The organism is Actinoplanes octamycinicus (assembly GCF_014205225.1).
Classification (GTDB): domain Bacteria; phylum Actinomycetota; class Actinomycetes; order Mycobacteriales; family Micromonosporaceae; genus Actinoplanes; species Actinoplanes octamycinicus.
On sequence record NZ_JACHNB010000001.1, the window covers coordinates 4506533 to 4519562 of the forward strand.

The 13030-nt window shown below is 74.5% G+C and carries 14 protein-coding genes; 6 read left to right on the forward strand and 8 right to left on the reverse strand.

Going from position 1 to position 13030, the window contains the following annotated elements:
• The first annotated feature begins 5 nt into the window (after positions 1-5).
• The gene (locus tag BJY16_RS19735) at positions 6-374 is read left to right on the forward strand and encodes a response regulator transcription factor (protein ID WP_185041057.1); all 369 of its coding nucleotides are present in this window, start codon (positions 6-8) and stop codon (positions 372-374) included.
• Positions 375-482: 108 nt separating this feature from the next.
• On the opposite strand, the gene BJY16_RS47240 is transcribed toward BJY16_RS19735, so the two are convergent.
• Both BJY16_RS47240 and BJY16_RS19745 read right to left on the reverse strand, forming a co-directional pair.
• A complete protein-coding gene (locus BJY16_RS47240; protein ID WP_239177560.1) occupies positions 483-1145 on the reverse strand; it encodes a sensor histidine kinase in 663 nt (220 codons plus the stop codon).
• A gap of 87 nt (positions 1146-1232) precedes the next feature.
• Positions 1233-1664: a hypothetical protein gene (locus BJY16_RS19745; protein WP_185041059.1), complete on the reverse strand. Its 432-nt coding sequence runs from the start codon at positions 1662-1664 to the stop codon at positions 1233-1235.
• A 123-nt stretch (positions 1665-1787) separates the two neighbouring features.
• On the opposite strand from BJY16_RS19745, the gene BJY16_RS19750 reads away from it, so the two are divergent.
• The 5 genes from BJY16_RS19750 to BJY16_RS19770 all read left to right on the forward strand — a co-directional run bounded on the left by BJY16_RS19750 (position 1788) and on the right by BJY16_RS19770 (position 6700).
• Positions 1788-2975, forward strand: coding sequence for an efflux RND transporter periplasmic adaptor subunit (locus BJY16_RS19750; RefSeq protein ID WP_239177561.1), 1188 nt, complete (start codon positions 1788-1790; stop codon positions 2973-2975).
• Positions 2976-3032: 57 nt separating this feature from the next.
• Positions 3033-4196 carry an efflux RND transporter periplasmic adaptor subunit gene (locus tag BJY16_RS19755; protein WP_185041062.1) on the forward strand — a complete coding sequence of 388 codons (1164 nt, stop codon included), beginning with the start codon at positions 3033-3035 and terminating at the stop codon, positions 4194-4196.
• A gap of 3 nt (positions 4197-4199) precedes the next feature.
• Positions 4200-4910, forward strand: coding sequence for an ABC transporter ATP-binding protein (locus BJY16_RS19760; RefSeq protein WP_185041064.1), 711 nt, complete (start codon positions 4200-4202; stop codon positions 4908-4910).
• Between the two features lie 73 nt (positions 4911-4983).
• Entirely contained in the window at positions 4984-6180 is a 1197-nt protein-coding gene (locus BJY16_RS19765) for an ABC transporter permease (protein ID WP_185041065.1), read from the forward strand.
• Positions 6181-6187: 7 nt separating this feature from the next.
• Positions 6188-6700 (forward strand): hypothetical protein, encoded by a 513-nt coding sequence (locus tag BJY16_RS19770; protein ID WP_185041067.1) that lies wholly within the window; start codon positions 6188-6190, stop codon positions 6698-6700.
• On the opposite strand, the gene BJY16_RS19775 is transcribed toward BJY16_RS19770, so the two are convergent.
• The 6 genes from BJY16_RS19775 to BJY16_RS19800 form a co-directional block, all read right to left on the reverse strand.
• Positions 6687-8837 carry an MMPL family transporter gene (locus tag BJY16_RS19775; RefSeq protein ID WP_185041069.1) on the reverse strand — a complete coding sequence of 717 codons (2151 nt, stop codon included), beginning with the start codon at positions 8835-8837 and terminating at the stop codon, positions 6687-6689. The genes BJY16_RS19770 and BJY16_RS19775 overlap by 14 nt on opposite strands.
• Positions 8838-8927: 90 nt before the next feature.
• Positions 8928-9662, reverse strand: a complete 735-nt coding sequence (locus BJY16_RS19780; RefSeq protein ID WP_185041071.1) for an LmeA family phospholipid-binding protein — start codon at positions 9660-9662, stop codon at positions 8928-8930.
• A 55-nt stretch (positions 9663-9717) separates the two neighbouring features.
• Positions 9718-11097, reverse strand: a complete 1380-nt coding sequence (locus BJY16_RS19785; protein ID WP_185041073.1) for a sensor histidine kinase — start codon at positions 11095-11097, stop codon at positions 9718-9720.
• Positions 11094-11777 (reverse strand): response regulator transcription factor, encoded by a 684-nt coding sequence (locus tag BJY16_RS19790; RefSeq protein ID WP_185041075.1) that lies wholly within the window; start codon positions 11775-11777, stop codon positions 11094-11096. Before BJY16_RS19790 ends, BJY16_RS19785 begins: the two co-directional genes overlap by 4 nt.
• A gap of 48 nt (positions 11778-11825) precedes the next feature.
• On the reverse strand, positions 11826-12650 hold the full coding sequence (locus BJY16_RS19795; protein ID WP_185041077.1) for a Cof-type HAD-IIB family hydrolase: 825 nt from the start codon (positions 12648-12650) through the stop codon (positions 11826-11828).
• A 101-nt stretch (positions 12651-12751) separates the two neighbouring features.
• Entirely contained in the window at positions 12752-13012 is a 261-nt protein-coding gene (locus BJY16_RS19800) for a DUF3040 domain-containing protein (protein ID WP_185041078.1), read from the reverse strand.
• Positions 13013-13030 lie beyond the last annotated feature (18 nt).

Sequence of the window (13030 nt, forward strand, 5' to 3'; positions counted from 1 at the left end):
GTGGTGTGACTTCCGTTCTGGTGGTCGACGACGATCCGACCGTGCTGGAGATCGTCGAGACGGTGCTGCGGTCCGGCGGGCTCGAGGTGGCGACCTTCTGCAGCGGGCGGGACGGGCTGCGGGCCGCGCACGAGCACGTGCCGGACCTCGCGGTGCTGGACGTGACGATGCCGGACATGACCGGGCTCGAGGTGTGCCGGGCGCTGCGCGGCGACGCGGAGACCGCGGACATCCCGATCATCCTGCTCACCGGGCGTGGCCAGTGGCTCGACGTGGCCTCCGGGTTCGACGCCGGAGCCGACGACTACCTGGTCAAGCCGTTCACCGCGCAGGACCTGCTGACCCGGGTGGAGGCGTTGACCGCGCCGCTGTGAGCTAGCGGTCCGCTTCCTTCGGGAGGACCACTTCGAGGTACGCCGTCCCGCCCGCACTCCGCACGCCCACGCTCCCGCCGTGCCGGCCCACCACCGCCCGCGCGAACATCAGCGCCATGGCGTTGCCGCCGGCGGTGAAGAGCTGGTCGGTGGCCTGCTTCGCGGGCAGCGGGAGGGAGATCCGCCACTCGCCCGCGGCGTCCTCGGCCTGGACCGTGCCGGTGCCGCCCATCGCGCGCACCGCGGCGACCAGTCGCGTGAACACCTGGCCCAGCCGCTCCCGGTCACCGAGGACCGACCTTCCCGCCGCGGTGGGAAAGGTTTCCGAGGAGCCGCGGTGGTGGACGGCGGCGCCGGGGAGGCCGGCGTGGTAGCGGAAGCGGACGGTGAGGCCGGCGGGACCGCCGGGATGACCGCCGCGCCGGTCGTCTCGGCGAGCAGGCCGGCCAGGTCGAAGCGGGCGCGGGTGAGCGGAACCGTCCCGTTCTCGATGCCGCTGATCGTGGCGATCTCCGCGGTCACCTCGTCGATCCGGCGCACGTTGCGGGCGATCGCCGGCAGCGCCTCGTCGAGCAGCGGGTCACCGGTGCGCTCGGGCAGCATGCCGAGCATCGCCAGCGCCGAAGCCAGGGGCGTGCGCAGCTCGTGCAGCAGCGCGCTGACCAGTTCGGTCTTGGTGGCGGTCAGCTCGGCCAGCGCCCGGTTGTGCCGGCGCAACCGGCCGCGCAACTGCGCTCCGGTGGACGGCGGGCCGGCTTCCGGCGTAGTCAAAGCTTCGGCGGGCGGCGGGCCGGTTTCCGGCGTACTCAAAGCTTCGGTGGACGGCGGGCCGGCTTCCGGCGTACTCAAAAGATCTTGTCATTCACTCGGTGCCGAGGCGGACGGCGGGAGCACGTCGCCGGGCGCGCCGGACGGGCTTCCGGAGGAGGCGCCGTGCAGGTTGGTGCCGCGCGGGGTGAAGTTGCTCGGGTCGGCGTCCGGGTAGAGCGCGGCGCCGCCACCGGAACCGGCCGGCGGCGCGCCCGCGCAGTCCTCGCCCGGAGTCATGCCGTCGGGGTCGCCGCCCGGGGTCGTGCCACCCGGCGCCGTCCCGGACGGTGCCATCCCGGAGGGCAGTGCCACGCCGCCGGGCGCCGGGCAGGCCGACGGGGAGGCGCCGGAGTCCGCCGGGGCGGTGCCGGCGCCGTTGTCGTCGGAGGCGGACGAGTCGCCGCACGCCGCCATCAGCAGGGCCGCGGCCAGGGCGGTCACGGCGACGGCTGCCCGGCGCGCGGGCGTGGTCTTCAGCAAGGAGTGCTCCTGGGATTCGGGTCCGTCCGGGTACGTGAACAGCCACAATCTAGGATCATGAGCAAGCTGACGGGGCAAAAACGGTCTAAACGCCGCATTAGGTGGATAGGTGCCGCGATCGTCGTGGCCGGTCTGGGCGCCGGCGTCACCGTCGCGGTGCTGCACCACCGGCAGGAGACGCAGCGCTCCAGTGAGGTGGTCGCGGTCGCCGCCGCCAAGGGCGCCGTCACCCTGGACGTGGCCACCATCGGCACGGTGGAGCCGGCCACCACCCGGGAGCTCTCCTTCGCGGTCGCCGGCACGGTCGAGGAGATCAGGGTGCGGGCCGGCACCAAGGTCGCGGCCGGGCAGACCCTGGCGACCGTCGACGACACCGACGCGGCCGGCGACGTGGCCAGCGCCGAGGAGACACTCAGCGACGCCGAGGACCGGCTGGGCGACGCCCAGACCAGGGCCGCCTCGGTCACCGCGTCGGCGACCGCGTGCGCCACCTCCGGCACCGGGCACCTGACCGTGGCCGGCGCGCTGCCGGTCGAGGCCGCCGCGGTCGGGGGAGCGGAGGCCGAGGGGGCAGCGGCCGGGGCAGCGGAGGCCGACGGGGCAGCGGCCGAAGGAGGCGCTGCGGCCGAGGTCGAGGCGGCCGAGGCTGAGGGGGCCGCCGCGGCGGCCTGTCCGACCCGCGGCTACCCGGATACCGGCAACGACCCGATCCTCAACGCGCGGCAGACGGTCAACCGGGCCACCCGGGCGGTCGCCGAGGCGAAGGCCGCGCTGAGCGGCACGGTGATCAAGGCGCCGATCGCCGGCACCGTGGTCGCCGTCGCGGGCAGCGTCGGCGACACGGTGAGCAGCGGGAAGACCTTCGTGACGCTGGCCGACACCTACACCATGCAGGTGCGGGCGGACTTCCCGGAGGCGGACGCCGGCGCGCTGCGGGTGGGCCAGACCGGCACGGTCACCCTGGCCGACCACGACGACGCCCTGACGGCCACCGTGGTGCAGGTCGACCCGGTCGGCACCTCGGACGGCACCCTGGTCCGGTACGGCGCGGTGCTCTCCTTCGCCGCCCCGCCCAGCGACCTGCTGGTCGGCCAGTCGGCACAGGTCACCGTCCGGGTCGGCGAGGCCACGGACGTGCTGCGCGTCCCGTCCACCGCGGTGCACGACGTCTCCGGCGGCTCGGGCACCGTGCTGGTCCGCGCCGGTGGCACGAACGCCCAGCGTACGGTCACCGTCGGGCTGCGCGGTGACCAGTACACCGAGGTGACCGGCGGACTCGCCGCGGGCGAGCGGGTCGTACGTTCCTGGTGATCGGGAATACCGGCGAACACGCCACCACGAACCGGCCGTAGCGGACATGATGACATCGTGAAAGCCCTTCGCAGGCCCAGCACGGCGATCAACGCCCTGCTGGCATTACTGATCGTCGGCGCCGCGATCTGGGGCGTCAACCTGATCCGCAGCACCTCGTCCGGCAACTCGGCGAAGGCCACGGACATCCGTACCGTCACCGTCTCGCAGGGCACGGTCACCAGGACGGTCAGCGCGGACGGAACGGTGGAGAGCGCCTCGACCGCCGCCGCCACCTTCACCACGGCCGGCACGGTCACCAGCATCCAGGTCAAGGTCGGCGACAAGGTGAGCAAGGGTCAGCAGCTGGCCGCGGTCGACCCGACCGACGCCGAGCGCGAGCTGGCGCTGGCCCAGGCCAACCTGGACGCGGCCAACGACGCCCTGGACCGGGCGGAGGCCGCCGGCACCGACACCACCACCGCGGAGAACGAGGTCACCTCGGCCACCCTGGCGGTGGCCGACGCCAAGGCCACCGTGGCCGGCGCCAAGCTGACCGCTCCGATGGCCGGCACGGTCACCGCGGTCAACGGCTCGCTGGGCGGCTCGTCGAGCGGGTCCGGCAGCTCCTCGACCGGCGGCGCGGGCGGCTCCGCCTCGTCGTCGTCGGCGAGCACCGGAAGCGGCGGCTTCATCGACCTGGCCGACCTGAGCAAGCTGCAGATCACCGCGGCCTTCTCGGAGGCCGACGCCACCTCGCTCAAGGCCGGCCAGTCGGCCACCATCACCTGGAACGCGCTGGAGAACGCCGAGACCACCGGCAAGGTGCTGGCCGTCGACCCGACCGCGACCACCAGCAACGGCGTGGTCACCTACGGCGTGACGATCAGCCTGCCGAACCCGCCGGACGGCGCCAAGCCCGGTCAGACGGTCAGCGTCGCGGTGGTCACCGGCAGCGTGGAGAACGCGACGATGGTGAACTCGGCGGCGGTCACGGTGAGCGGGCGGCGGTCCACCGTCACCGTGCTCGGCGGCACCGGTCAGCAGGAGGTCCGGCAGGTCCAGGTCGGCCTGGAGGGCGACGACGCCTACCAGATCACCTCCGGCCTGGCCGCCGGGGAGAAGGTGGTGGTCCCGACCAGCAGCACCACCGGCAGCGGCACCGCGAACTCGCGGAGCGGCTTCGGCGCCGGCGGTGGCGGGTTCACCGGCGGTGGCGGCGCCCCGCCCGGAGGTCGCTGAGCGATGACCCGGCCGGTCCTGGACGTCCGTGACCTGACCAAGGTGTACGGCGCGGGCGAGACCGCGGTGCGCGCCCTCGACGGCGTGTCGCTGCGGGTGGCCCGCGGTGACTACGTGGCGATCATGGGATCGTCCGGGTCCGGCAAGTCCACCCTGATGAACATCATCGGCTGCCTGGACGTCCCGACCAGCGGGCGTTACCTGCTCGACGGGGTGGACGTCAGCCGGCTCACCGACGGCCAGCTCGCGCTGGTCCGGAACCGGCTGATCGGGTTCGTCTTCCAGGCGTTCAACCTGATCCCGCGGACGTCGGCGGTGGCCAACGTGGAGCTGCCGCTGGCGTACTCCGGGATGCGCGCCGCCGAGCGCCGGCGGCGCGCCATGTTCGCCCTCGACGTGGTCGGCCTGGCCGACCGGGCCGAGCACGAGCCGAACCAGCTCTCCGGCGGTCAGCAGCAGCGGGTCGCGGTGGCCCGGGCGCTGGTCACCGAGCCGGCCCTGCTGCTCGCCGACGAGCCGACCGGCAACCTGGACAGTCACGCCACCGAAGAGGTGCTGCAGGTGTTCGACGACCTTCACGCGGCCGGTCGCACGATCGTGCTGATCACCCATGAGGACGAGGTGGCCGCCCGGGCCGACCGGCTGATCAAGCTGTTCGACGGCCGGGTCACCGCGGACCTGCGGCAGGAGCACGCGGGGCGGCACGCCGCATGAGCGCGCTCGCGAGTGAATCGATGGGCGCGGTGATCCCGCCGGGACGGCGCCGGAGCGAAGCGGAGGCGGCGGCATGAACGCTGCTGAGATCGTCAGGTTCGCCCTGCGTGGGCTGTCCGCCAACAAACTGCGCTCGGCGCTCACCATGCTCGGCATCCTGATCGGCGTGGCCGCGGTGATCCTGCTGGTCGCGGTCGGCAACGGGTCGGCCCGGGCGATCGCCGACCGGATCTCCGCGCTCGGCACCAACACGCTGACCGTGATGAGCACCAGCCGGGGGAGCGGCAGCTCCGGCGGCCTCACCGTCAAGGTCGCCGACGCGCTGGACGACCCGGTCCTCGCCCCGCACGTGAAGTCCGTGTCACCGGTGGTCAGCACCTCGGCCACGGTCACCTACGAGGGCGGTGACCACGACGTCAGCTCGTTCGTCGGCACCACGCCGGACTGGTTCGGCGCCTCCAACTTCCCGGTCAAGACCGGTGCGCTGTTCACCGCCGACGACGAGGCGCAGGCCCGCCGGGTGGTGGTGATCGGGCAGACCGTGGCCGAGGAGTTGTTCTCCGGGGTGGACCCGGTCGGCCGGCAGGTCACCGTGGGCGGCGCGCTGTTCACCGTCGTCGGGGTGCTGGACGAGAAGAGCTCCAGCGGTTTCAGCGACGCGAACGACACCGCGGTCGCGCCGATCGCCGCGGTCCGCCAGGTGCTCGCCGGGTACGGCGCGCTCAGCTCGATCCTGGTCGAGGCGCGGAACTCCGACGAGGTGGACACGGTGGAGGGCGAGATCGCCACCATCCTGGACCGGAAGGTGCCGGCGGGCAGCGACGGGACGGCCGCGTACCGGATCCAGAACGCCTCCCAGCTGCTGGAGACGCAGACCGAGACGGCGGACACGTTCACCGCGCTGCTCGGCGCGGTGGCCGCGATCAGCCTGCTGGTCGGCGGCATCGGGATCACCAACATCATGCTGGTCACGGTCACCGAGCGGACCCGGGAGATCGGCATCCGCAAGGCGCTCGGCGCGCCCCGCCGGGTGGTGCTCAGCCAGTTCCTGATCGAGGCGACCCTGCTCAGCGTGATCGGCGGCGGTCTCGGCGTGGCCGCCGCGCTGATCGGCAGCAGATTCCCGATCGTCGGCGTGCAGCCGGTGATCGTGCCCAGCTCGGTGGCGCTCGCCCTCGGCGTCTCGGTGCTGATCGGACTCTTCTTCGGCGGCCTGCCGGCGGCCCGGGCGGCCCGGCTGCGGCCGATCGACGCGTTGCGCTACGAGTGAGGAAGCTATGAACGACGACACGGATGTCCTGCCGCGCACCCCGACCGAGACCGAGCACGAGGACCTGACCAGCGCGATCGCGCACGCCGCGCCGAAACGCTGGTGGAACCGGACGACGCTGGTGCTGGCCGGGCTGGTGCTGCTGGTCGGCGGCTTCCTGGGCGGGGTGCAGGTGCACAAGCAGTGGGGGTCGGCCTCGACCACCGCCACCGCCTCGTCCGGCACGCCCGCCGGTGGCGGCTTCCCCGGCGGGGCGGGCATGCCCAGCGGGGCGGCCGGCCCGGACCAGGCCCGGCCGGGCAGCGGCACGTCCGGCACGGTGAGCAAGGTGGACGGCGGCATCCTCTACGTGCAGACCGCGGCGGGGGAGACCGTCACGGTCCGCACCACGGACACCACCACGGTCAGCAAGACCACCTCGGCCACCGTCGCCGAGCTGGTCGCCGGCCTGAAGGTGACGGTCCAGGGCGTCGCGGACAGCGAGGGCATCATCTCGGCCACCGCGATCACCGCCAGCTGACCTGCTGTCGGCCTGTCACTTCCTGTGGATCGGCTGTCGAACCCGGGCGGCGCCGCCCGGAACCGGGGGTCCACCAGTTCGCCCGGCCGAGCAGCACCATGGTGGCCGGCACCAGCAGGCCGCGGATCACCGTGGCGTCGATCGCGACGGCCACCGCGAGGCCGACGCCCATCATCTTCACCACCGGGCTCGGGCTCAGCACGAACCCGGCGAACACGCACACCATGATCAGCGCCGCCGAGGTGATCACCACGCCGGTGCCGGACAGGCCGTCCCGCACCGAGCGGGCGTTGTCGCCGGTGGCCAGCCAGGACTCGCGGACCGCTGTCAGCAGGAACACCTCGTAGTCCATGGACAGGCCGAAGAGCAGCGCGAACAGCAGCATCGGCACGTACGACTCGATCGGCACCGGCCCGTCCAGCCCGAGCAGGGTCGCCCCCCAGCCCCACTGGAAGACCGCGGTCAGCACGCCGTAGGCGGCGGCGACCGAGAACAGGTTCATCACCGCCGCCTTGACCGCGACGACCGGCGCCCGGAAGGCCAGGAACACCAGGACCGCGGCGAGCAGCACGACCAGCCCGATCACCGCCGGCATCCGCTGCGCGATCCGGTCGGCGAGTTCGGCCCGGACCGCGACCTGCCCGGTCACGTGCACGGTCAGCCCGGCGCCGTGGACCGCCCGGAGCGCGTCCGCGGTCGCCACCGTGCGCGGATCCCGGGGCGCGCTGTCCGGCGTCACCCGGATCATCGCGAGCCGCCCGTCCGGGGAGATCCGGGCCGGCTGCGTCGCCGCGACCCCCGGGACCGCCCGGACCGCGGCCTCCAGCCCGGCGACGTCGGCCCCGGCCCCCAGCTCGGCCAGCACGGTCAGCGAGCCGTTGATCCCCGGGCCGAAGGTGCTGCCGAGCACCTCGTACCCGGTCCGGGCCGGGCTGCCGGCCGGCCAGTCGCCCGGATCGGTCTGCCCGAGCGTCAACCGGGTCGCCGGGAGCGCCAGCACCACCAGGACCAGGGCCGCGCCGCTCGCGTACCACCAGGGGCGCCGGGTGACCCGCCCGGCCAGCCGGCCCCACCCGGAGCCGCGCGCCGAGGTGCGGCGGCGGACCGGCAGCGCGTCGATCCGCGGCCCGAGCACGGCCAGCGAGGCCGGCACCAGGGTCACCGCCGCACCCACCGCGACCAGCACGATCAGCCCGGCCGTCCAGCCCAGCGTGCCGAGGATCGGGACCCCGGAGACGGCCAGCCCGGCCAGCGCCACGATCACCGTCCCACCGGCGAAGGCCACCGCGCTGCCCGACGAGGCCACCGTCGCCACGATCGCCGGCTCCCGTTCCGCGCCGCGCTCCACCAGCCCGCGGTAGCGGGTGATCAGGAACAGCGCGTAGTCGATGCCGACCCCGAGCCCGATCATCGTGGCGATCGTGGTGGCCACCCCGGGCACCGCGGTCAGGTGCCCGGCCAGCCCGATCGCGCCGATCCCGCAGACCAGCGTGATCAGCGCCGCGACCAGTGGCAGCCCGGCCGCCACCAGCCCGCCGAAGGCGATCACCAGGACCACCAGCGCCACCCCGAGCCCGATCGCCTCGCTGCTGCGGGTGCTGGTCTCGGCCGGGGCCAGCACCCCGGCGGGCAGCACCTCCAGGCCCGCGTCCGCCGCCGGCCGGGTCGCCGCCAGCACCGCGTCGATCAGCCCGTCGCCGACGTCGCGCGGCCCCACGTCGAACTGCACCGCGAGGTAGCCGGTGCGTCCGTCGCCGCTGAGCGACCCACGATCGGCGCCCGGCGCCGCCACCGACACCACGTGGTCCAGGTCCGCGATCCCGCGCACGGTCAGATCCACCGCTTTCCGGTACGACGCCCCGTCCAGCCGCCCGTCCGCCGAGCGCAGCACCACCGTGCCGCTCGCCCCGTCCCCGCCCGGGAAGTGCTGCTGGATCAGGTCCCGCCCGCGCTGCCCGTCGCTGCCGGGCAGCCGGGTGTCGTCGTCCACCGGCCGTCCGAAGCCGGCCACCAGCCCGGCCACCGCGACCGTCGCGAGCAGCCATCCCACGATCATCCACCACGGCCGCCGCACCGCCGCCCGCCCGATCCCGGCGAACACCCGATGGGTCCGGCCGCCCTCGTCCGCCGCGCTCATCCGGCGTCCCTCCCGCAGTTCCGCCCGCCCTCGTCGTCCGCGCTCATCCGGCGTCCCTCCCGCAGCCGCGCCCTCCCTCGTCCGCCGCGCTCATGTCGCGTCCCTCCCGCAGCCGCGGCCGCCCTCGCCGCCGCGGCCGCCGGGGACGCCGATGTCAGCGCCGCCCGCGGTGATCCGCAGGCCGTCCGGGGTCGCCGTCACGCCCTGGTAGGCCAGCCCGGCCGGCAGCGCGGGCAGCCCGATCACGCGTGGCCTCGCCCGGTCGCCGAGCCGGTCGGCCGGGATCCGGATCCCGATCGCCGGGACCTCCACCTCGACCGGCCGCACCACCAGGTCCGGCCCGGTGAGCTCCGGGGCCGCGTGCACGACGACCGGGACCTCCCGCCCGAGCACCGGCGCCGTGGTGGCCAGCCGCAACCGCCCCGCGCCGTCGTAACCGAACTCGCCGGGGGCGCGGCCGGGCACGTCATCCGGGGCGGTCAGCTCGGCGTACCGGAAAGTGGCCTCGACCGTGAGCGAAGCGGCCCGGACCGACCCGGCGGCCGTGCGCACCTGCCGCGCCCGCGCGGCCACCCCGGCGTGGAAGCGGCCCACCTCGACCGCGGCGGCCTCGACCCGCACGTCGTCGAAGCGGCCCCGGGCCAGCTGGGTCAGGAACGGCATGCCGCCGACGGTAACCTCCGGCCGCTGGGCCAGTCCGCCCGCGCAGCGCAGGCGGTCGGCGAGCCGGTCGGCGGCGCTCCCGGCGGCCCAGCGGTCCCCGGCGATCGCCGCGGTCAGCAGGCCGCCCGCCACCGCCCCGGCAATGATCCATGTCTTTCGCACCGGGCCATCGCACCAGGCGATCGTGACGCCGATCTGCGAGCCGGATGAGAGTGCTCTAAGAACGCGGCAGCTCGAACCAGACCGTGGCGCCCCGGCCGGGAGCCGTCTCGACGCCGGTCTCGCCGTGGTGCGCGCGGACCGCCTCGGCGACGATGGCCAGGCCCAGGCCGGCGCCGTCCGAGCGGGCGCGCGACCCCTCGGCCCGCCAGAACCGCTCGAAGGCGTGCGCCGCCTCCGCCGCCGTCATGCCCGGCCCCTCGTCGCGGGTGGCGACCCGCACCCGGTCCCCGGACAGCACCGCGCTGACCCGCGCCGGCGTGCCCGGCGGGGTGTGCGCCCGCACGTTGCCGAGCAGATTGGCGAGCACCTGCCGCAGGGTGTCCGGGTCGCCGGTCACGGTCAGCGTCTCCGGGACCGACGCGGTCAGCGGGCGGTCCGGCTCCACCGCGCGGGCGTCCGCGACCGCGTCCCTGATCAGCGCGGCCAGGTCCACCGGCACCCGGCGGGCGGGCGGGCCGGCGTCCAGCCGGGCCAGGTAGAGCAGGTCGCCGACCAGGGCGCCGATCCGGCCGGCCTCCTCCTCGATGCGCCGCAGCACGTCCGGGCGGCGGCCGAGATCGATCACGCCGGTCCGGATCAGCTGCAGGTAGCCGCTGATCGAGGTGACCGGGGTGCGCAGCTCGTGCGAGGCGTCCGCGACGAACGCCCGCATCCGCTGCTCGGACCGCTCCCGCGCGGTCATCGCCGCCTGGATCCGGGTCAGCATCCGGTCGACCGCGGTGGCCAGCCGCCCCACCTCGGTGCGCGCCGCCGCGCTGCCCGGCGGCGGCGCGCCGGCCCGGCGGTCCAGGTCGCCGGCGGCGATCGCGGTGGCGGCCGCGCCGATCTCGTCCAGCGGGCGCAGCCGCCGCGCCACCAGCCAGCGGGCCAGCAGGGTGAGCAGCAGCAGGACCACCGCCCCGGTCAGCGCCGCGATCGCCGTGAACCGGACCAGCGTGTTGCGGATCGGCGCGAGCGGCAGCCCGACCAGCACCCGGGCGTCGCCGGCGACCGGCACGACGATCGCCCGGTAGCGCTCGCCGGAGGTGCCGGTCACCGTCTGCGTCCGGGTCGCCGCCGGGTCGGCGCGGTCCAGCAGCGGGTCGGCCGGGAGCGGGCTGCCGCTCTCGAACCGGATCGTGCCGCCGTCGGCGCGCCGGTACTCGATCAGGTACTCGGTCACCGACACCACCGAGCGCAGCTCCGGGCCCTCCGGGGTGAGCGTCGCGGCCCGCTGCCGGACCAGCACGGCCGCCGCGGCCAGCTGCTCGTCGGTGCGCTCCAGCAGGTACGACCGGAGCGCCACGGCAGCCGTCCCGCAGGTCACCAGCAGCCCGGCCGCGGCCAGCGCCACCATCGACGTGACCAGGGAGAACCGGAGGGTCCGGCGGTTCATGCCGCGGCGCGCAGGGCGTAGCCGAAACCGCGGTGCGTGACGATCAGCGGCGGGCCGTGCCGGTCCAGCTTGCGGCGCAGATAGCCGACGTAGGTGTCGACCACGTTGGAGACGGCCGGGCTGTCGAACTCCCAGACCGCGGCCAGGATCTGCGCCCGGGACAGCACCCGCCCGGGATTGCTCAGGAAATACCGGAGCAGCCGCAGCTCGGTGGGGGAGAGCGCCACCTCGGCGTCACCGCGGCGGACCCGCAGCGTCTCCTGGTCCAGCTCCAGGTCGGCGTAGCGCAACACCGGGTCCGGCCGGTCGGCCGCCGGCGCCCGGCGCAGCACCGCCCGCACCCGGGCCAGCAGCACCTCCACGTCGAACGGCTTGGTCACGTAGTCGTCCGCGCCGTAGGCCAGCCCGGACACCTGGTCGGCCGGCGCGTCCCGGGCGGTGAGCAGGATGATCCCGGCGTCCAGCCCGTCGGCGCGCAGCCGGCGGCAGACCGCCATCCCGTCGCCGTCCGGCAGCATCACGTCGAGCAGCACCAGGTCGGGCGGATGGGCGCCGGCGGCGGCGAGCGCCCCGGCGGCGGTGGCCGCGGTGTCCACCCGGAAGCCGTGGAAGCGCAGCACGGTGGCCAGCAGATCGAGGATGTTCGGCTGGTCGTCGACGACGAGGATGCGTGGGCTCATGGCCGGCCCATCAGACCACGCCGGGATGAGAACCGGATGAGAAACCGGTCAGTGCCAGGGCGTCGCGCGGGGCAGCACGTAGCGCTCCATCGCGGTGGCGAAGCCGTCCTCCTCGTTGCTGCCGGTGACGTACGCGGCCTGCCGCCGGACCTCGGCGGGAGCGTTGCCCATCGCCACGCTGAGCCCGCCGCGCCGGAACATCAGCACGTCGGTGAGCCGGTCGCCGATGGTGGCGATCCGCTCGGCGGGCACCTCGAAGCAACGCGACAGTCGCTCCAGGGCCGCCCCCTTGTTGGCGTCCGGGTGGGTGACGTCCAGATGGTCCGGCTGGGGACGGGCGGCGGAGACGAGCGGGTCGAACTCCTTGCGCACGGCCGCCTCGGCCTCGGCGACCCGGGCGTGGTGGTCGCTGACCCCGACGATCTTGATGATCCGGTCCCGGAACTCGTCGTAGCCGGCCACCACGGTCGGATCGAACCGGTGGGTGCGGGCCTGCCGGGCGGTGTGCGGGGCGTGCCCGTCGGTCACGTACCACTCGGTGGCCGTGTAGATCCAGACCAGCAGGCCGTGCGCCCGGCAGGTGTCGATCACCCGGAGTGAGACGTCGACCGGAACCGGGCACTGGTCGGCCACCGTCATGTCGGGCAGCACGATCACCCCGCCGTTGAAGGCGGCCATCGGAAACTCCATGCCCAGCGGCTCGACCAGCATCCGCAGGCCGCGCGGTGGTCGCCCGCCGGTCAGGCAGAACAGCACCCCGTGCGCGTGCAGCCGGTGCACCGCGTCGATGGTCCGCGGGGTCAGCTCGGTCTTGTTGTTCACCAGGGTGCCGTCCACGTCGGCGAGCACGGCCGAGATCGGTTGGCCCCGCATCTCAGTCCGCCCAGGTGCAGTCATCCATGGTGGACACCGTGGCCGGTGGCCGGTGATCGCGGCATCCCCCCGCGGGGATGAGAGGCGGGGATCGATCTGGATCAGTGGTTGCGGCGGCGGATCAGCACGACGGCGATCGCGGCGGCGAACACGTCCAGGACGATCAGCACGCCCGCCCAGCCGAACAGCAACATGACCAGGGGAACCAGGATGAACAGCAGTGCGCACAGGATCGGGACCGCGGGAAAGGCCGGGGCGGGCGGGACGTCGGCCAGGCCGGCCATCCGGGCGGCGAACTCGGAATCACCCTTCAGGCTGCGTTCCAGATCGGCCAGGGCGCGCCGTTCGTAATCGTTCAGCATCGATTCACCCCCGGAGGT

Coding starts and splice junctions, on each gene's coding strand:
- BJY16_RS19760 (WP_185041064.1), top strand. CDS start 4,200: ATGACCCGGCCGGTCCTGGACGTCCGTGACCTGACCAAGGTGTACGGC.
- BJY16_RS19765 (WP_185041065.1), top strand. CDS start 4,984: ATGAACGCTGCTGAGATCGTCAGGTTCGCCCTGCGTGGGCTGTCCGCC.
- BJY16_RS19770 (WP_185041067.1), top strand. CDS start 6,188: ATGAACGACGACACGGATGTCCTGCCGCGCACCCCGACCGAGACCGAG.
- BJY16_RS19775 (WP_185041069.1), bottom strand. CDS start 8,837: ATGAGCGCGGCGGACGAGGGCGGCCGGACCCATCGGGTGTTCGCCGGG.
- BJY16_RS19785 (WP_185041073.1), bottom strand. CDS start 11,097: ATGAACCGCCGGACCCTCCGGTTCTCCCTGGTCACGTCGATGGTGGCG.
- BJY16_RS19790 (WP_185041075.1), bottom strand. CDS start 11,777: ATGAGCCCACGCATCCTCGTCGTCGACGACCAGCCGAACATCCTCGAT.
- BJY16_RS19795 (WP_185041077.1), bottom strand. CDS start 12,650: ATGCGGGGCCAACCGATCTCGGCCGTGCTCGCCGACGTGGACGGCACC.
- BJY16_RS19800 (WP_185041078.1), bottom strand. CDS start 13,012: ATGCTGAACGATTACGAACGGCGCGCCCTGGCCGATCTGGAACGCAGC.